The 17,819-nt window shown below is 69.7% G+C and carries 14 protein-coding genes; 7 read left to right on the forward strand and 7 right to left on the reverse strand.

Annotation, left to right across the window (positions count from 1 at the left end; all coding sequences use genetic code 11):
- Position 1: 1 nt before the first annotated feature.
- On the forward strand, positions 2-637 hold the full coding sequence (locus tag AC5Y7V_RS03090) for a hypothetical protein (protein WP_499878567.1): 636 nt from the start codon (positions 2-4) through the stop codon (positions 635-637).
- On the forward strand, positions 634-1,323 hold the full coding sequence (locus tag AC5Y7V_RS03095) for a hypothetical protein (RefSeq protein WP_499878568.1): 690 nt from the start codon (positions 634-636) through the stop codon (positions 1,321-1,323). Before AC5Y7V_RS03090 ends, AC5Y7V_RS03095 begins: the two co-directional genes overlap by 4 nt.
- A gap of 4 nt (positions 1,324-1,327) precedes the next feature.
- On the opposite strand, the gene AC5Y7V_RS03100 is transcribed toward AC5Y7V_RS03095, so the two are convergent.
- Together AC5Y7V_RS03100 and AC5Y7V_RS03105 are read right to left on the reverse strand one after the other, a co-directional pair.
- Positions 1,328-1,849: an XRE family transcriptional regulator gene (locus AC5Y7V_RS03100; RefSeq protein WP_499878569.1), complete on the reverse strand. Its 522-nt coding sequence runs from the start codon at positions 1,847-1,849 to the stop codon at positions 1,328-1,330.
- Entirely contained in the window at positions 1,846-4,845 is a 3,000-nt protein-coding gene (locus AC5Y7V_RS03105) for an MMPL family transporter (protein ID WP_499878910.1), read from the reverse strand. Before AC5Y7V_RS03105 ends, AC5Y7V_RS03100 begins: the two co-directional genes overlap by 4 nt.
- A 323-nt stretch (positions 4,846-5,168) precedes the next feature.
- On the opposite strand from AC5Y7V_RS03105, the gene AC5Y7V_RS03110 reads away from it, so the two are divergent.
- On the forward strand, positions 5,169-5,678 hold the full coding sequence (locus tag AC5Y7V_RS03110) for a hemophore (protein ID WP_499878570.1): 510 nt from the start codon (positions 5,169-5,171) through the stop codon (positions 5,676-5,678).
- Here the strand turns inward: AC5Y7V_RS03110 and AC5Y7V_RS03115 are convergent.
- Positions 5,675-6,847 carry a lysylphosphatidylglycerol synthase transmembrane domain-containing protein gene (locus AC5Y7V_RS03115; protein ID WP_499878571.1) on the reverse strand — a complete coding sequence of 391 codons (1,173 nt, stop codon included), beginning with the start codon at positions 6,845-6,847 and terminating at the stop codon, positions 5,675-5,677. The two genes, AC5Y7V_RS03110 and AC5Y7V_RS03115, sit on opposite strands and share 4 nt — an antisense overlap.
- 146 nt (positions 6,848-6,993) lie before the next feature.
- Between AC5Y7V_RS03115 and AC5Y7V_RS03120 the strand changes: the two genes are divergently transcribed.
- Complete coding sequence (locus tag AC5Y7V_RS03120; RefSeq protein ID WP_499878572.1) at positions 6,994-8,151, forward strand: AI-2E family transporter; 1,158 nt, start codon at positions 6,994-6,996, stop codon at positions 8,149-8,151.
- 34 nt (positions 8,152-8,185) lie between these two features.
- Here the strand turns inward: AC5Y7V_RS03120 and mmpL3 are convergent, their stop codons facing one another.
- The 3 genes from mmpL3 to trmB are packed head-to-tail and all read right to left on the reverse strand — an operon-like array spanning position 8,186 to position 12,589.
- On the reverse strand, positions 8,186-11,008 hold the full coding sequence (mmpL3, locus tag AC5Y7V_RS03125; RefSeq protein ID WP_499878573.1) for a trehalose monomycolate exporter MmpL3: 2,823 nt from the start codon (positions 11,006-11,008) through the stop codon (positions 8,186-8,188).
- A gap of 49 nt (positions 11,009-11,057) precedes the next feature.
- Entirely contained in the window at positions 11,058-11,780 is a 723-nt protein-coding gene (locus AC5Y7V_RS03130) for an NYN domain-containing protein (protein WP_499878574.1), read from the reverse strand.
- A 2-nt stretch (positions 11,781-11,782) separates the two neighbouring features.
- A complete protein-coding gene (gene trmB, locus AC5Y7V_RS03135; protein ID WP_499878911.1) occupies positions 11,783-12,589 on the reverse strand; it encodes a tRNA (guanosine(46)-N7)-methyltransferase TrmB in 807 nt (268 codons plus the stop codon).
- 158 nt (positions 12,590-12,747) lie between these two features.
- On the opposite strand from trmB, the gene AC5Y7V_RS03140 reads away from it, so the two are divergent.
- The 3 genes from AC5Y7V_RS03140 (at position 12,748) to AC5Y7V_RS03150 (ending at position 17,291) form a co-directional block, all read left to right on the forward strand.
- The gene (locus tag AC5Y7V_RS03140; protein WP_499878575.1) at positions 12,748-13,773 is read left to right on the forward strand and encodes a hypothetical protein; all 1,026 of its coding nucleotides are present in this window, start codon (positions 12,748-12,750) and stop codon (positions 13,771-13,773) included.
- Positions 13,770-15,281 (forward strand): hypothetical protein, encoded by a 1,512-nt coding sequence (locus AC5Y7V_RS03145; RefSeq protein ID WP_499878576.1) that lies wholly within the window; start codon positions 13,770-13,772, stop codon positions 15,279-15,281. Before AC5Y7V_RS03140 ends, AC5Y7V_RS03145 begins: the two co-directional genes overlap by 4 nt.
- Before the next feature lie 183 nt (positions 15,282-15,464).
- Positions 15,465-17,291, forward strand: coding sequence for a phosphoenolpyruvate carboxykinase (GTP) (locus AC5Y7V_RS03150; protein WP_499878577.1), 1,827 nt, complete (start codon positions 15,465-15,467; stop codon positions 17,289-17,291).
- Here AC5Y7V_RS03150 and soxR read toward each other — a convergent pair.
- Positions 17,288-17,761, reverse strand: coding sequence for a redox-sensitive transcriptional activator SoxR (soxR, locus tag AC5Y7V_RS03155; protein WP_499878578.1), 474 nt, complete (start codon positions 17,759-17,761; stop codon positions 17,288-17,290). The two genes, AC5Y7V_RS03150 and soxR, sit on opposite strands and share 4 nt — an antisense overlap.
- Positions 17,762-17,819: the final 58 nt, after the last annotated feature.

Here is a 17,819-nt window from a genome sequence, read left to right on the forward strand (position 1 = left end):
CATGTCAGACCTGGAATCCCAAGCCGAGGCGGGCGAAACCGAAGACGACGTCGAAACCGAAGACGAATCCGAGCCCGCGGGCGGGCGGATCTTCTCCACCTACGGCATCGCGTCGACGGTGCTCGGCGTGCTGGCGGTCACCGCGGTCGTGCTCGGCTACGTCATCTGGTCGGGGCACCGCGACGAGGTGGGCGAGCGCGTCTACCTGACCCGCGTCATGCAGACCGCGGCCGAGTGGGGGGGCGTGCTGATCAACATGAACAGCGGCAACATCGACGCCAGCCTGCAAAAGCTGCACGACGGGACGGTCGGGGAACTCAACACCGACTTCGACGCCGCCGTAGACCCGTACCGGCAGGTGGTGCAGAAGCTGCAGTCGCAGAGCGCCGGCCGGATCGAGTCGGTGGCGATCGAGACGATGCACCGCGACCTGGACACCCAGCCCGGTGCCTCCCGACCGGTGGTGACCACCAAGCTGCCGCCGTTCGCCAGCCGGATGGACTCGGTGATGCTGGTCGCGACGTCGGTCAGCGAGAACGTCGGCGCCAAGCCGCAGGTCGTGCACTGGAACCTGCGGCTCGAGGTCGCCGACGTCGACGGCAAGCTGCTGATCTCCGGGCTGAGTTCCATCCGATGAGAAACATCTGGCGGCTGCTGGCCTTCGACATCGCGGCCCCGCTGGCCGCGATCGCCGCGCTGTTGGCGATCGGGTTTGTCCTCGGCTGGCCCCTGTGGTGGGTGTCGGCGTGCTCGGTCTTGGTGCTGTTGATCGTCGAGGGCGTGGCGGTCAACTTCTGGCTGCTGCGCCGCGATTCGGTCAGCGTCGGCACCGACGACGACGCGCCGGGGCTGCGGCTGGCCGTCGTCTTCCTGTGCGCGGCCGCCCTGTGCGCGGCGGTGTCGACCGGTTACACGCATTGGACCAAGACGGACCGCGCCTTCAAGAAGGACACCCGGGAGGTGGTTCAGGTCGCGTCGGGCATGGCCGAGGCGATGGCGTCGTTCACGCCGAGTGCGCCGACCAGCTCCATCGACCGGGCCGCGGCGATGATGGTGCCGGACCAGGCGGACGCGTTTCGGGAGCAGTACCGAAAGTCCAGCGCGGACCTGGCCCAGCACAACGTCACGGCCCAGGCCGCGACGCTGGCGGCCGGGGTCGAGGCGCTGGGGCCGGCGGCGGCCAGCGTGTCGGTGATCCTGCGGGTCACCCAGAACGCCCCGGGCCAGCCGCCCAGTCAGGCCGCGCCCGCGCTGCGGGTGGCGTTGGCCAAGAAGGGCGACGTCTGGCTGGTGTCGAACGTGACGCCGATCAACGCCCGCTGACGCGTCAGTTGGATTCGGCCGACCGGCCGGACTTCACCTTGACGAACCGATCCGACAGCCGGCGCATCCGGATCATCAGCGCGGACGTCGGACTGACGCTGCCGTCGAGGTAGCTGATCAGGTCGTCGGGCGACACCCCGATGCGCGACGCGAATTCCTGTTCGCCCAGGCCCGACCGGTCGATCAGCAACCGGATGTGCCGGGCCACCTCCGCGCGCTCGTTGGCCTCCAGGTGGGTGCGGGCGCGCTCGAGCACTTCCCAGAGGGCCTTGGCGATGCCGTACGGCCGCGTCCCCTCGAGCACCTCTTCGACCTGGCGGGCGGTCCGGCCGTACGGGTCGCGTTTCAGCGCCGCGGCGATGCGCTTCCAGGTGGCGATGTCCCCACCCTGCAACGCGGCGCGGATGGCGGAGGTCGGCCAGAACTCGACGGGCTGGTCGAAGTCGAAAGGGCCATTGGCCGTGCGTTGTTCGCCGGCGGGCCGCTCGGGAGGCGGTGCCGGGCGCCGTTCGGATGCCAACGTCACCTCGCCTCCTCCAACATCGCCACGGCCACCGACAGGCAGCGCTGCCTGACGTCGTCCCAGTCCGCTTTCGCGCCGGAATCCGACCATTCGTCGCTGATATCGGAGGGATGCGGGTCCGCCAGCCGGCGGACCAACTGGGTGGCCATCCATTCCCGCCTGGGTGTTTGACAACAGTAATACCTGTCCATGCCGGCCAGCACCACCGCGGCGGTCTCCGGTTCCACGTTGTCAACCATGTCTGCAAAGTCGGCGTAATCCCGGCTGCTGTTACGGCACATGATCAAGTAGCCCTTGAGGCGCAGCGCCTCCGCGCCGGTCGGGACGAGCAGCCGATCGCCCGTGGGCAGCTGCACGTGGGTGGTCTCCACCGGGCTGCGCCGCTCGTAGGCCGCGGCGTCCGACGCGTCGGTCTCCAGCGCGTCGATCGCGACGGACAGGCGGCCCCGCCACAGCGTGACCGGATGAACTGGCCGTTCCCCGGCGATCGCGCGGGCGATGCCGTTGCGCGACGCCAGGCCGCCGACCAGCTTCTTGCCCGGAGTGTGGCCGTTGCTGCCGTTCTTGGCGGGGCCCGCCCCGACCCCCGCCCCGCCGTCGTCGAGGTCGACCTGGTGGGGGATCTGTCCCGGGCCGAGGCCGCGACTGTCGGCGGCGGTCTTGCCATTGCGCCCGCAACCGGTGAACGCGAGCGGGTCGGCCACGCAGATGGCGTCGGGCGCCAGGTGCTTGAGCTTGGCCGCCGACTTGAGCACCATCCGCAGGTCGGCGCTGGGCGCGGCCAGCGCGGAGATGTCGTCGGGGATGACGATCACGTCGCCGAGGTCGACCTGGGGCAGCGGCCGGTCGAAGTCGACGGACGGCAGCAAGCGGCGCAGCACCCGGGGCATCCACCAGTTCCACTGCGCGAACATCGCCATCAGCGCCGGGACGAGGACCAGCCGCACCACCGTGGCGTCGACCGCGATCGCGACGGCGCACGCCACCCCGATCTCGGCGACCAGCGGCATGCCGGCGAACGCGAACCCGATGAACACCGCGATCATGATCAGGGCGGCGCTGGTGATCGTGCGGGCGCTGGTGCTCACGCCGTAGGCGACCGCGTCGCGGGTGTTCCCGGAGTGCAGGAAGCGTTCCCGGATCCGGGTGAGCAGGAAGATTTCGTAATCCATTGACAGCCCGAAGGTCATCGCCAGCACCAGCGGGGGCACGGTGCTGTCGATCGAGCTGATCTGGGTGAAACCGAGGTCGCTCAACCAGCCCCACTGGAAGACCACCACCAGGCTGCCGTAGGCGGCGGCGACCGACAGCAACGTCATCAGCACGCCCTTGAGCGCCAGGAAGATCGAGTGGATCGAGATCAGCAGCATCACGAACGCGATCAGCGCCACGAATGCCAGCACCAGCGGCTCGGTCTGCGACACCCGGTCGTCGAAGTCCTTGATCAGCGCGGTCGGACCACCCACGTCCACGCGCGCCGTCCCCGCGTCGGGGATCTTGGGTAGCTGCGCGCGCATCCAGCCGACGGTCTCGCGGGCCTTCATGTCCTCGGGGTCGACCGACAACACGGCCGACAGCAGCGCGCTGCCGTTGTCCTCGGCGAACTGCGGCGGTGACACCGAAACGATGTTGGGGGCCTGCGTCATTCGCTGACGGATCGCGGTGACGGTCTGGCTGTGCTCGGGCGACGCGGCGCCGCCGTCGGGAAACGTGACCAGCACCCGGATCGGGCCGAGCGCGCCGGGCCCGAGCGCCTGGGCCGCCGCTCCGACGCCGGCGCGGATCTCATGGGCGGAGTCGAACTGCCGCAGCAGGCTGTTGCCCAGCACCATCGACGCGGTCGGCAAGGCCATGACGAGGAGCACCACCGCCGCGGCTACCGCCGACGCCCACGGCCGGCGCATCACGGCTGAAATCCACCGGATCCAGAACCGGGACTGGCTGCCCTCCGGCCGGCGCGACCAGTGCAGCAGGCGCGACCTCTTGGCGGCCGCCCGACCGAACGTCGCCAGCGCGGCCGGCGTCAAGGTGGCCGACGTCAGCATCGCCACCGCCACGGCCAGGATCGCGCCGGTCGCCATCGACTTCAGCGCCGGCGTGTTGATGATGTAGATGCCGGTCAGCGAGGCGACGACGGTCATGCCCGACAACACCACCGCCAGCCCCGACGTGGCCATCGCGGCGTCCACGGCCTCGTTCGGCTGACGCCCGGCGCGCAGTTCCTCACGGAAACGCATGAGGATGAACAGCGAATAGTCCACGGCGAGCGCGATCCCGAACATCGACACCGTCGAGGTCACGAACACCGACATGGTGGTGTACGCCGACAGGAAGTAGACCAGGCCCATGGTGACGACGACCGTGCAGATGCCCAGCGCGAGCGGGATCGTCGCGGCGGCCAGCGAACCGAACACCGCCAGCAAGACGACCAGAATTATCGGCAGGTTCCACTTTTCGGCGGCCGCGATGTCGTGCTTGGTGTTGGCCGCGGCGGCGGCGGACAGCGCGCCCTGCCCGATCACGTAGAGCCGCACCCGGCCGTCCGCCGTCTGGCCGGACTGGTCGCCCTTGATCCCGACCTTCTGGCGCAACTGTTTGGCCAGGTCGCTGGTGCCGGCGTTGTGCGCGTCCATCCGCAGCGAGATCACGTACGGCCGGTCCGGCTGCGGCGGCCGCTGGGTGGGGTTGGGGACCTCGGTGACGCCGGGGAACTCGCCGGCGATCTGCCTCAGCTGCGCCACCGCGTCGTTGATGTCGGAGTAGCTGGCGTCCGGGCGGGGGGCCGCCACCAGCGCCAGCGAGGACGCGCCCTGGTCGTGGTAGAGATCCTCGAGCTGGTCGTGGACCGCCAGCGACTGCGAGCCGGCCACCTCGAAACCCCCGCCGGTGAGGTTCCCCGACTGCGTCATCGCCAGATACACCGCCGGAACCAACGCCAGCAACCAGCCTGTGAAGACCAACCAGCGGTACTTACGCAGGCTGCGGCTGAGGCGCATCATGAACTGCTGGATTTCTTCACTCCCCGGTTTCTCACGCAATGCGTGCAGGCGAGAATACCGCAGCAGCCTGTGGATTATGTCGGCTTATCAGCATCCTGAGCTGCAACGACACGTATGTTGCCAACACGCCGCCCAGTCGTTGTGAACCGGTGACCCAGCGGGATGTGGATCACACGAACTAGCAGCGTCGGTGCGGGGATGGCAGGATGTCCGATGGCCGCGCGGGGGAGCGGGGAACCCCGTCACGAAGAGCCGTTCACGCCAACCGTTTTGCGATGTGCCCACGACGCCGCGCAGCCTCGCAAACATTCAAGGAGTGACCCATGACGACAGCCACCGCGACCGGGCGCCGCAGAATCTTCGCCGGGCTGCTGGCCATCGCGGTGCCCGGCGCCGCCGTCGCGGTCCTCGCCGGGCCGCCGGCCACGGGCGCCAACGACCCGTGCGCGGCCAGCGAGATCGCCCGGACCATCGGCTCGGTCTCCAAGTCGATGGGCGACTACCTGGACTCGCATCCCGAGACCAACCAGACCATGACCTCGATGCTGCAGCAGCAGGCCGGCCCGCAGTCGTTGACGGGGCTCAAGTCCTACTTCGAGGCCAACCCGAAGGTGGCCGGCGACATGACGTCGATCGCGTCGCCGTTGACCAGCCTGTCGACCCAGTGCAAGTTGCCGATCAGCATCCCGCAGGCGATGGGGATGATGCAGCAGGCGCAGGGCGCGGCGGGCGGGCTGCCCGCGCTGCCCGGCGGTGGTACGCCGGCCGTCTCCCCGGCCGGCGGCGTGCCGGCACCGACGCTGCCCGGCGTGACGATCGGCGGCGCGCGCTAGCGGTCGATTTCCCCGATGGGCTCCGGCGGCGGCAGCGGGCCCTGGAGCGCGGTCTCGGTCGGGTCGGTGGCCGGGTCGCCGTCGCGCACGACGGCCAGCGGCCCGGTGATCGGCTCGTCGTCGTCGGAATCGGCGATGTTTTCGGTGCGAAAGACGAAGAAGAACACCACCCAGCCGATGGCGGCGATCAGCAGCCAGCTGATCAGCCGGTAGAGCAGCATCGCCGAGATCGCGCTCGGTAACGACATCCCGCTGGAGACCAGGCCGGGCACCAGCACCGCCTCGACCACCAGCAGGCCGCCCGGCATCAGCGGAATCGTCCCGACCGCGCGGGCGGCGGCGTACGCGACCGTCAGCCCGGCGACCGACGCGTGATCGCCGGCGGCGTACGCCGCGAAACCGAGGCAGGCGACGTCGGCGATCCAGTTGAACATCGACCAGCTGAACGCCACGCCCAGGTCGCGGCGGCCCAGGCTCACCGACTCGAGCTGCATCAGGGTCTCGCGCCACTTGTCCAGGCCGGTGTCGGCCGGCCTGCCGCGCAGCGAGTTGACCCATGACAGCACCCGGCTGCCGATGCCATCGATCAGGTCCGGGCGCGACGCCACCGCCTGGGCCAACAGCAGCAGCGCGACGAAGCCGCCGAGCGTGAACAGCAGCGAGAACGGGTTGTTCTTGGCCCCCAGGAAGAAGGCGCCGCCCAGCCCGAGCAGCGCCAGCCCCACCGCCTGCAGCACGCCCGACATCACCAGCTGCCACGAGGCGACCACCGTCGAGGCGCCCCACAGCCGTTGTTGCCGGAACAGAAACGTCGCCGACAGCACCGGCCCGCCGGGCAGCGTCGTGCTCAGCGAGTTGGCGGCATAGAACGCGGCCTCCGACCGCAGCTGCTTGACGTGCACGCCCGCGGATTTCAGCAGGGTGCGCTGGATCTGGGCGAAGCTGTGCATCGACGCGGCCGCCGCCACCACCGACGCGATCAGCCACCACCAGTTGGCCTCGTACAGGCTCATCCAGGCTTTCGCCAACTGGCGCCAGCCCAGCGCGATCTCGACAGCAAGCACGATCGCGACGATCCCGAGCACCACCCAGCGCACCCACCAGTACCTGCCGCGCGGGGTCTCTTCGCGCGTCAGGTCCAGCTTGCGGGCGGGTGCGTCGTGCGACACGTGCTTTAGGGTAACCGCGCAGGTGGCGCGGCCAGCGAGGCGAAGCTCCGACTGTGTCGGGGTCGTAACCGGATCGTGCCGGGTCGGGCCGCGCGGGGGACGCGCAACGGCCGCTCGCGGGGGCCGCCGCCAGATAGGCTGGCCTGATGCCGGCAAACCCCGACCAGCCCTCAGACGCCTTCGAGGCCGGGTCCGTCGAACCCCTTGTCCGAAAGGCCGCCGCCTGGTCGTGGCGTTTGCTGGTCATTTTGGCCGCGGTGCTCGCACTGCTCTGGGTGGTGGCGAAGCTTGAAATCATCGTCGTCCCGGTGTTGCTGGCACTGATGATCAGCGCTTTGCTGGTCCCTGCGGTCGACTGGGTAGACAAACGGGGCCTGCCGCGCGGGGCGGCGGTGGCGCTGGTGATGCTGGGCGGATTCGCGATCCTCGGCGGCATCCTGGCGTTCGTCATCGCCCAGTTCGTCTACGGCCTGCCCGACCTGACGGAGCAGATCAGCCGCAGCATCGACTCCACCCGCCGGTGGCTGATCGAGGGCCCGTTGCACCTGCGGGGCGAGCAGATCTCCAACGCGGGCAACGCCGCGATCCAGGCGCTGCACAACAACCAGTCCAAGCTGACCAGCGGCGCGCTGTCGACCGCGGCCACGATCACCGAGCTGGTGACGGCCGCTGTGTTGGTGCTGTTCACGCTGATTTTCTTCCTCTACGGCGGGCGCAACATCTGGCAGTACGTCACCAGGATCTTCCCGGAGGGCGCCCGTGCGCGGGTGCGCGAGGCGGGCATCGCCGGATACGGGTCGCTGATCAGCTACGTGCGCGCCACCTTCCTGGTCGCCCTGACCGATGCGGCGGGCGTGGGCACCGGGTTGGCGATCATGGGCATCCCGCTGGCGCTGCCGCTGGCCTCGCTGGTGTTCCTCGGCGCCTTCATTCCGCTGATCGGTGCGCTGGTCTCGGGGTTGCTGGCGGTGGTGGTCGCGCTGCTGGCCAAAGGCGTCGTCTATGCGCTGATCACCTTCGGTTTGCTGATCGCGGTGAACCAGCTCGAGGCGCATTTGCTGCAGCCGCTGGTGATGGGTCGCGCGGTCTCGATCCATCCACTCGGGGTGGTGCTGGCCATCTCCACCGGCGGCGTGCTCGGCGGGATCGTCGGGGCGCTGCTCGCCGTACCGACGGTCGCGTTCCTCAACAACGCCATCCAAGTGCTGCTCGCCCGGGATCCTTCCGCCGAGGCCGAAAAGCAGGCCGAGGATGCCGACGAGGTCGGGGCCGTCGTCCAGGCGGAGCCGGACGAGCCGGACTGAGCCGTCGGGCGCTACGCGACTGGGCCGTCGGGCGCTACAACCGTCCCTCGCGGCGCAGCAGATCCTGCGCGCTGACGCCCCCGCCGGCGCCCCTGCGACGCCGGTCGCCGTTGTCGCTTTGCCCGCGCGCGTCGAGCTTCTCGGTGGCGGGCTCGGAGTCATCGGATTCCGGTAAGTCACCGGAGCGGTTGGTGGGGACCGGAATCGCCCGCGTCTGACCGCCGGACGTTGTCGGGGGCGCAGGTGGCCGCGGCGACGACGGCGGCTTGGGCGCCGCGTTGGCGGGCGCCGAGAGGCGCGCGGTCGTGGGCTCGATCGGCTGGGCCGGCTGAGCCTGCAGGCGCGTGGTGCTGGCGGCGGACGGTGTGCTCGGCGCGCCGGGCGCCAGTTCCCGCGCGGGCCTGGGTTCGAGCTGGTCCGGGTGGCCCGCCCGCGACGGCTCCAGCGCGCCGGGGTGGGTGGGGTCGTGCGGCGCGCGCGGTGCGCCGGCGGCCAGGCTGGCCGCCGCGACGGGGGGCCTGGCCGGCCGGCCGTTGAGGGTGGGCCGCTTGCGCTCGTCGGGCAGGTCGATCTCGCCCAGACCGATCTTGTTCTGCAGCCGCCGCGCCCAGCGCGGGGCCCACCAGCAGTCGTCGCCGAGCAGCTTCATCACCGACGGCACCAGGAACATCCGGACCACGGTGGCGTCCAGGAGCAGCGCCGCTGCCAAGCCGAACGCGAGGTACTTCATCATCACCAGGTCGGAGAACATAAACGAGCCGGCGACCACGGCGAGGACCAGCGCGGCTGCCGTGATGAGGCGTCCGGTGGTCGCGGTGCCGATCCGGATCGCCTCCGCTGTGGACATGCCGCGTTCGCGCGCCTCGACCATTCGGGACACCAGGAACACCTCATAGTCGGTGGCCAGGCCGAAGCCCACCGCGACCACGAGCGCGATGAGCACCACCATCAGCGGCGTCGGGGTGAAGTTCAGCACGCTCGAGAAGTGCCCGTCGACGAAGATCCAGGTCAGGATGCCCAGGGTGGATCCGAGCGTCAGCGCGCTCATCACCACCGCCTTGATCGGCAGCACCACCGACCCGAACGCCAGGAACATCAGCAACGTGGTGGCGCCGAGCAACAGGGTCATCATCAGCGGGGCCTTGGCGAACAGGCTATGGATGCTGTCCTGCTCGAGGGCCGGCGTGCCGCCGACTAGCAGGCTGAGGCCCTTCGGCGGGCTAATAGCCCGCAGCTCGTTGATCTTTTTCTCGGCATCGTTCTTGTTGACCAGGCCGTTCTGGATCACGCGCACCGAGTCGTTCTTGGGCTGCGTCGCGCCGTTCGGGCCGTTGACGCAGGGGTTGCCCGCGATGGCCGGGCACGGACGCTCCTCCCAGGTCTTGTCGGTGAAGCCGCTGATCCCCGAGATCCTGTTGCGGATGTCGGCCACCTGCTGGTCGGTGACCTTGCTGCCGTTGTTGCTCTTGATCACCATGGTCAGCTGCTCGGTGCGGTAGCCGGGGAAGGTCTTGTCGAAGTGCTCCTGCGCCAGGCGCACGGAGTTGTTGGGCGGCAGGTATTTCTCGCTCATGCCGCCGAACTGCAGGTTGCCGAGCGGGATGACCAGCAGGATCATGCCGACGGCGATCGGGATGGCGAACGCCAGCGGCCGCTTCATCACGACGTTGACCAGCTTGCCCCAGAACCCGGCCTCGACCTCTTCGCGGGTCTTGGTCTTCTGCAGCCGGTCGGCGAGCCAGTTGAGGTAGGCGCGCGAGACCTTCCAGTTGCGCAGGAAGGGAACGCGGAACGCGGTCCGCACGCCCAGCGCGTCGACGTGACGGCCCAGGATGCCGAGGCAGGCGGGCAGCAGCGTGATCGACAGCAGCGCCGCGAGCCCGACGGCGGCGAAGATCGCGTAGACCAGCGAGTGCACGAAGCCCTGCGGCAACACGAGCAGGCTGGCGCTCGAGGCGATGATCAGCGCCGCCGAGAAGGTGACGGTCCGCCCGGCCGTCATGACCGTGCGGCGCACGGCGGCCTCGGTGTCGTAGCCCTCGGCGATCTCTTCCCGGAACCGGCTCACCACGAATAGCCCGTAGTCGATGGCGATACCGAAACCGATCAGCGAGACCACCGGCTGGGCGAAGAAGTGCACCGGACCGAAGATCGCGGCGAACCGCAGGATGCCCAGGGCGCCCGCGATGCTCAGCCCGCCCACGATGACGGGGAGGCCCGCGGCGACCGCGCCGCCGAACACCAGGAAGAGCACCACGGTCACTATCGGCAGCCCGAGGTATTCCAGGAGTTTCTGGTCGCTGGCGATGGTTCCGGTCAGGGCGTTGGCGATCGGTTCCAGGCCCGCGAGCTGCACGGTGCCGCCGTCGAGCTTCTGCAGGTCCGGCGCGATGGTCTTGTAGTTGTTGAGGATGGAGTCGTCGTCGTCCCCCTTCAGCGGGATCGACACGAACGTGTGCTTCTTGTCCTCGGTGGCCATCCCCTTGATCAGCGGGGGCGCGTCGGCGGGATTGGCCACCGCCAGCCAGCCCGCCCACCCGACGACCTGGTCGGGGTGGTCGCTCTTGAACTTGTTCAGCTCGTCGACGATCTTCTGCCGCCACGCCGGGTCCTCGACGGTCTTGCCGTCGGGAGCGGTGAAGGTGGCGACGACGTGGCTGGTGCGGTCGCGGCCGTAGGTCTGGTCACCCAGGATGGACGCCTTGACCGACTGGCTGCCGTCGTCGTAAAACCCGCTCTGTGTAACGTGTTTGCCCAGGCTCATGCCGAAAATGCCGCCGCCTAGGCACAGAGCCACCATGACCCCGATGACGATGTACCGATACCGGTACACAGTTCGTCCCCACCAGGCGAACACGTAAGCTCCTTACTGGATCTCTAGCGACCCACGCATTGATTTCCCAGTCTCACACACGCGTGGTCAACAGGGCGGACAGCGGCCGGAACGGCTGCAGCCATGCTCCATGGTCAGGCAGCGAATCCAGGCCGATCCGCGGCAACGGCTCCCGGAACACACCCGCGATGTCTTCCAGGTCGACGAAGTCCAAGGTATCCGACGCTAGCGCCCAACTGGCGTGTTCGCGAAATCCGATCACCTGGACGGGAACCCCGGTCCGCGCGGTTTCTTCCAGCGGTTGACGGAAGGCCTGACCGTCGGCGGACGCCACCACCAGCGCCGCGAGTCCTTCGGATTGCCGCTGCGCGATGTGGGCCAGCATGTCGTGGTCCACGTCGCTGTCCTCGTCGATCTTCGGCTTGGCGAAGACCGCGAACCCCACGTTTCGCAACGCGTCCACCCACGGCCGGACGACGTCGGCGCTGCCCGGGGCGATGTTGGTGAAAACGGTGGCCTCGGGCTCGATGACGACACCGGGCCGGCCCGAGCTGACCTCCGCGGTTCGCGCCAACAGCCAGCGACCCAGGGCGTCGAAGCGGGGACGCTCCAGGGCCGTCGGGCGCCGCCCCAGGATGGAGCCCAGGCCCATGTCGAGATTGGGAGCGTCCCAGACGAGCAGCACGCGCCCGGCCGGCGGTTGGAAGCTGCTCAGGCCCTCGGCCGACAGAACCGCCGGTGATTCCAGCGGTTCGGGTGCCGCTTCTGCTGCTGTTGCCTCTTCGGTCAGGCTCATATTTATCGCCTACTCCAGATGAACTCGTTCACGGCGCTGCCCGCTTCTTGGGCCTTGGTCTCGTACTTGGTGGTCGGGCGCACGACCGAGATCGGCAGCCGGCTGCCCGGCTGCACGCGACGAAGCCGGGGTTCCGCATCGCCGGCCTCGGCGATGTGCTCGGCATAGCCGGGATGGTCCGTCGCGGCGTGCAGGACACCACCAGGGAGTAACCGGTCGGCGATCAGGCCAATCGTGCTCGGCTGCAGGAACCGGCGCTTGTGGTGCCGGGCTTTGGGCCAGGGATCGGGAAAGAAGACGCGCACCCCGGTCAGCGAACCCGGCGCGATCAGGCGATCCAGCACGTCGATGCCGTTCCCGCGGATAAGCCGGATGTTGCCGACCTGTTCGCGGTCGATCGCGGACAGCAGCTGCGCCAGGCCCCGCCGGTAGACCTCCACCGCGATCACGTCGACGCCGGGCTCGTCCTGGGCCATCGCGAGGGTGGATGTGCCGCTGCCGCAACCGATTTCGAGCACAACCGGGGCGTGGCGGCCGAACCACGCGCCGGTGTCCAGCGGTTCCGGGCGCGGCGGGGCTCCGGAGGGGGGAGGCCCGACCGAGATGCCCAGTTTCGGCCACAGCCGCTCCCAGGTCTGGCGCTGGGACTCCGAAAGCGCGGAACGCCGCGACCGGAAAGTCGTGGCCGGCAGGCGGCGATGTTCGGGACCAGGCGGTTCTCCAGTCTGCAGGCCAGCCTCCACTCCCACCGGCGCGCCGGGACATGTCCCGACCCCGGGTTGCGCATGCATTTGTCCATGGTGGCCCATGAACCCCCGATGTAGCCGCCCGTGGTCCAGATTGATACCCAACAGTTGCCTTCGGCTGGTAGCGGTGGCTCGCATCTGTGTGACTCAGATGCCACCATTCGGTGAGACCCGACCGGCCGCCCGGCAAACGGACGCCCATCGGATCGAACGGGCAGGACATGAGGGGACAAGGGCACAAGATCTTCGTCGACGAGCTGGCGCGCTTTGCCGCCGGCCGCGCCGACCCGCGCCTGGCGGCCATCGCCGAGCGGGCCGGCGCGCCGCTGCGCGTGGACGTCCGCGGCCGCCGCGGGGTGGGTCGCCGCACGGTGGCACGCGCCCTGGACCGCGCCGGGGCCGGGCGCGGGATCACCGTGACGACGGGGGCGGCCGTCGACGTGGTCGTGTATGTCACCGCCGAGGTGATCAAGCCCGAGGACGCCGACGCCGTCGCCGCCGCCGGACGCCCGGTGCTGGCGGTCCTGAACAAGACCGACCTGGCCGGGCTGTCCGGCCGCACCGGCGACGTTCGGTTCGACGCGCTCGTCGGGGCGCCGGTCGCGCCGATGAGCGGTTTGCTCGCGGTCGCCGGGCTGGACGGCCTGGACGAAGCGCTGTGGGCGGCGCTGCGGGCGCTGGCCGCCGACCCGGCCGGAGCGCGCTGTCTGGACGGCTCCTACACCGGCTTCCTCGCGGCGGACCTGCCCGTGCCGACCGACGTGCGGCTGCGCCTGCTCGAGACGCTCGACCTGTTCGGCACCGCGCTGGGCATCGCCGCGGCCCGGCAGGGCAGGACGCCGCCGCAGGCCCACGCCCTGCTGCGCCGGATCAGCGGCGTCGACGCCGTCGTCGACAACATCTCGGCGGTCGGCGCGCAGGTCCGCTACCAGCGGGTGCTGCGGGCCGTCGCCGAACTCGAGGCCCTCGCGGTCGGCGACGACGGCATCCACGGGTTTCTGTCCCGCGACGACACGGTGGTCGCCCGGATGGCGGCCGCGGTCGACCTGGCCGAGGCCGCCGGGCTCGACCCCGGCGGAGACGAGCCCGCGGACCCCCTGCCCCGGGCGGTGCGCTGGCAGCGCTACAGCCTTGGCAGGCTGGGACCGGTGAGTGATCTGCAGCGCGCCTGCGGCGCGGACATCGCCCGGGGATCGCTGCGGCTGTGGTCGCGGGCGTGCGGGGCGCCGCCCGGGGAGCCACGGTGAGCGGCGACGATCCGGCCGCCGAGGTCGACGCGCTGGTGGCGGCGATCGGGCCCCGGCTCGATTCGCCCGGCATCAACCGCCGCGACGTGGTGTTGGTGACCGGCCCGTGGCTGGCCGGCGTCACAGCCGTGGTGTCGGCACTGCGCGAACGGCTGTCGCAGCACAAGTTCGTCGAGTCGGCGGATCTGGGACCCGGCGACGCGCCGGTCGCCGTCGTCTTCGTCGTCTCCGCGGCGGCGCAGTTGACCGGATCCGACTGCGCGCTGCTGGACGCCGCCGCCGAGCACACCGACGTCGTCGTCGGCGTGGTGTCCAAGATCGACGTGCACCGCAACTGGCGCGACGTCCTCGCCGCCAACCGCGACACCCTGGCCGCGCACGCTGCGCGGTACGCCGACGTGCCCTGGGTCGGTGCCGCCGCCCTGCCCGACGTGGGCGACCCGAGCGTCGACGACCTGGTGCGGACCGTCGACGAGCAACTCGCCGACCCCGACATTCCGCGGCGAAACAGGTTGCGCGCCTGGGAATCCCGGCTGCAGACGGTCGCCCAGCGCATCGACCGCGACGTCGACGGTGCCGGCCGGCGGGCGCGGGTCGACGCGCTGCGCGAGGAGCGCAGCGGGGCCCTGCGGCAGCGGCGGCAGGCGAAAACCGAGCGCACCATCACGCTGCGCGGCCAGATTCAGCAGGCCCGCGTCCAGCTGTCCTACTTCGCGCGCAACCGCTGCTCGTCGGTGCGCACGGAGCTGCAAGAGGACGCCGCCGGCCTGTCCCGGCGCAAGATGGCCGGCTTCGGTGAGTACGCACGCGGCCGCGTCGACGAGGTGGTGGCCGAGGTGAGCGAGGGAACCAGCACCCACCTCGCCGAGGTCGCCCAGGTGCTGGGCGTGCCGGTCGCCCTGCCCGGTGTCGATCAGCTGCCGACGGTGGAGGTCCCGCCGGCGCCGCTGAAATCCCGCCGGCACGAAACCTGGCTGATGATGCTGCTGGGCGCCGGCTTCGGGATCGGTGTGGCGCTGACCCTCAGCCGGCTGGTCGGCGGGCTCGCCTCCCGGCTCAGCCCTGCCCTGGCCGCGGCGGGCGCGGTCGGCTGCGTCGCCGTCGGGGTCGCGGTCACGTTCGTCGTCGTCCACATCCGCGGACTGCTGCGCGACCGGTCGCTGCTGGACCGTTGGGCCGGCGACGTGACGTCGTCGCTGCAGTCGACGGTGGAGGAGTTGGTGGCGACCCGGGTGCTGGTCGCCGAGTCGCTGCTGAGCACCGCGTTGGTCGCCCGCGACGAGGCGGAGAACGCGCAGGTGGCCGACCAGGTCAGCGCGATCGACAGCGAACTGCGCGAGCACGCGATCGCGGCGGCGCGGGCGGCCGCGGTGCGCGACCGGGAGATGCCGACCGTGCAGGCGGCCCTGGACGCCGTGCGTGCAGAACTGGGACAACCGGGTATACCCCAACTCGAGGGCGACAACGATGAACCGGCTTCAGGGAGCGAGAATGGCGACGACGCGTGACGTTCGGCCCTGTTTCTGAATCGTTGTTGTGAGAAGGCTTATACCCGCCCGAGACCTCTGGAACAAGTGGCTCACGATAACCTGTAGCTAACGCCACCATGTAAACAGTTGTGTGGGCGAGGGCATAGCAAGGCAACTCAAATACGAGCCGAGTAAGCAGGCAGAAGAATCCAGGAGACTTCGATGACTTCAGCGACCATCCCCGGTTTGGACACCGCGCCCACCAATCACCAGGGGCTGCTGTCCTGGGTGGCCGAGGTCGCCGAGTTGACCCAGCCCGACCGGGTGGTCTTCACCGACGGTTCCGACGAGGAGTTCCAGCGGCTCACCGATCAGCTCGTCGCTGCGGGCACGTTCAAGCGGCTGAACCCCAAGGAGTACCCCAACTCCTTCCTGGCGCTGTCCGACCCCTCCGACGTGGCGCGCGTGGAGTCGCGAACCTTCATCTGCTCCGAGCGGCAGATCGACGCCGGCCCGACCAACAACTGGATGGACCCCGCCGAGATGCGGTCCACCATGAAGGACCTGTACCGCGGCTGCATGCGCGGCCGCACCATGTATGTGGTGCCGTTCTGCATGGGCCCGCTCGGCGCCGACGACCCCAAGCTGGGCGTTGAGATCACCGACTCCGAATACGTCGTCGTCTCGATGAAGGTGATGACCCGGATGGGCAAGGCGGCCCTGGAGAAGATGGGCGACGACGGCTTCTTCGTCAAGGCGCTGCACTCCGTGGGGGCCCCGCTGGAGCCGGGCCAGCAGGACGTGGCGTGGCCGTGCAACGAGACCAAGTACATCACCCACTTCCCCGAGACCCGCGAAATCATGAGCTACGGCTCCGGCTACGGCGGCAACGCGCTGCTGGGCAAGAAGTGCTACTCGCTGCGCATCGCCTCGGCGATGGCGCACGACGAGGGCTGGCTCGCCGAGCACATGCTGATCCTCAAGCTGATCTCCCCGGAGAACAAGGCCTACTACTTCGCCGCGGCGTTCCCGTCGGCGTGCGGCAAGACCAACCTGGCCATGCTGCAGCCGACCATCCCGGGCTGGCGCGCCGAGACGCTCGGTGACGACATCGCCTGGATGCGGTTCGGCAAGGACGGCCGGCTCTACGCCGTCAACCCCGAGTTCGGCTTCTTCGGGGTGGCGCCGGGCACCAACTGGAAGTCCAACCCCAACGCCATGCGCACCATCGCCGCGGGCAACACCGTGTTCACCAACGTCGCCCTCACCGACGACGACGAGGTGTGGTGGGAAGGACTCGAGGGCGACCCGCAGCACCTCACCGACTGGAAGGGCAACGACTGGTACTTCCGCGAGACGGAAACCAATGCGGCCCACCCGAATTCGCGGTACTGCACGCCGATGTCGCAGTGCCCCATCCTGGCGCCGGAGTGGGACGACCCGCAGGGCGTGCCGATCTCGGGCATCCTGTTCGGCGCCCGCCGCAAGACCACGGTGCCGCTGGTGACCGAGGCCCGCGACTGGCAGCACGGCGTGTTCATGGGGGCGACCATGGGCAGCGAGCAGACCGCCGCCGCCGAGGGCAAGGTCGGCACCGTGCGCCGCGACCCGATGGCCATGCTGCCGTTCCTGGGCTACCACGTCGGCGACTACTTCCAGCACTGGCTGGACCTGGGCAAGAACTCCGACGAGTCCAAGCTGCCGAAGGTGTTCTTCGTCAACTGGTTCCGCCGCGGCGAGAAGGGCGAGTTCCTGTGGCCGGGCTTCGGCGAGAACAGCCGCGTGCTGAAGTGGATCGTCGACCGCATCGAGCACCGGGCGGGCGGCCAGGACACCCCGATCGGCATCGTGCCGACCCCCGAGGACCTGGACCTGGACGGCCTCGACACGGACGGCAACGAGGTCGCGCAGGCGCTGGCCGTTAGGGCCGACGAGTGGCGCGAGGAACTGCCGCTGATCGAGGAGTGGTTCGAGTTCGTCGGCGACAAGCTGCCGACCGGGGTCAAGGACGAGTTCGAGGCGCTCAAGCAGCGGCTCGCCGAGGCCTAAAGTTCCGCACCTGTAGCCGGGCGTCTCAGCGATCGGGGCAGGTACACCGCGCCCGCCCCGGCGCCGGCCGCCAGGTCGCCCGGGTTGGAGATCGCGCAGCGCTTCAGTGACAGGCAGCCGCAGCCGATGCAGGAGTCGAGGTTGTCGCGCAGCGCGATCAACCCCGCGATCTGGTCGTCGAGGCGCGCGCGCCAGCTCTTGGACAGCCGGGCCCAGTCGGCGCGGGTGGGGGTGCGGCCGTCGGGCAGGGTCGCCAGCGCGTCGGCCACCTCGTCGAGGCTCAGCCCGACGTTGCGGGCGGCCTTGATGAAGGCCAGGCGCCGCAGCATCTGCCGCTCGAACCGGCGCTGATTGCCCGACGTCCGGGTCGCCGTGATGAGGCCCTGGCTCTCGTAGAAGCGGATCGCCGAGGCGGCGAAGCCGCTGCGGCGCGCGATCTCGCTGACGGTGAACAGATCGCGCTTGTCCATTGTGGGCCTTCTCGGATCGCGGACTTGACTTAAAGTTTACTTCAACTATCAGTATGGG

Source organism: Mycobacterium sp. NGS34 (assembly GCF_059812845.1).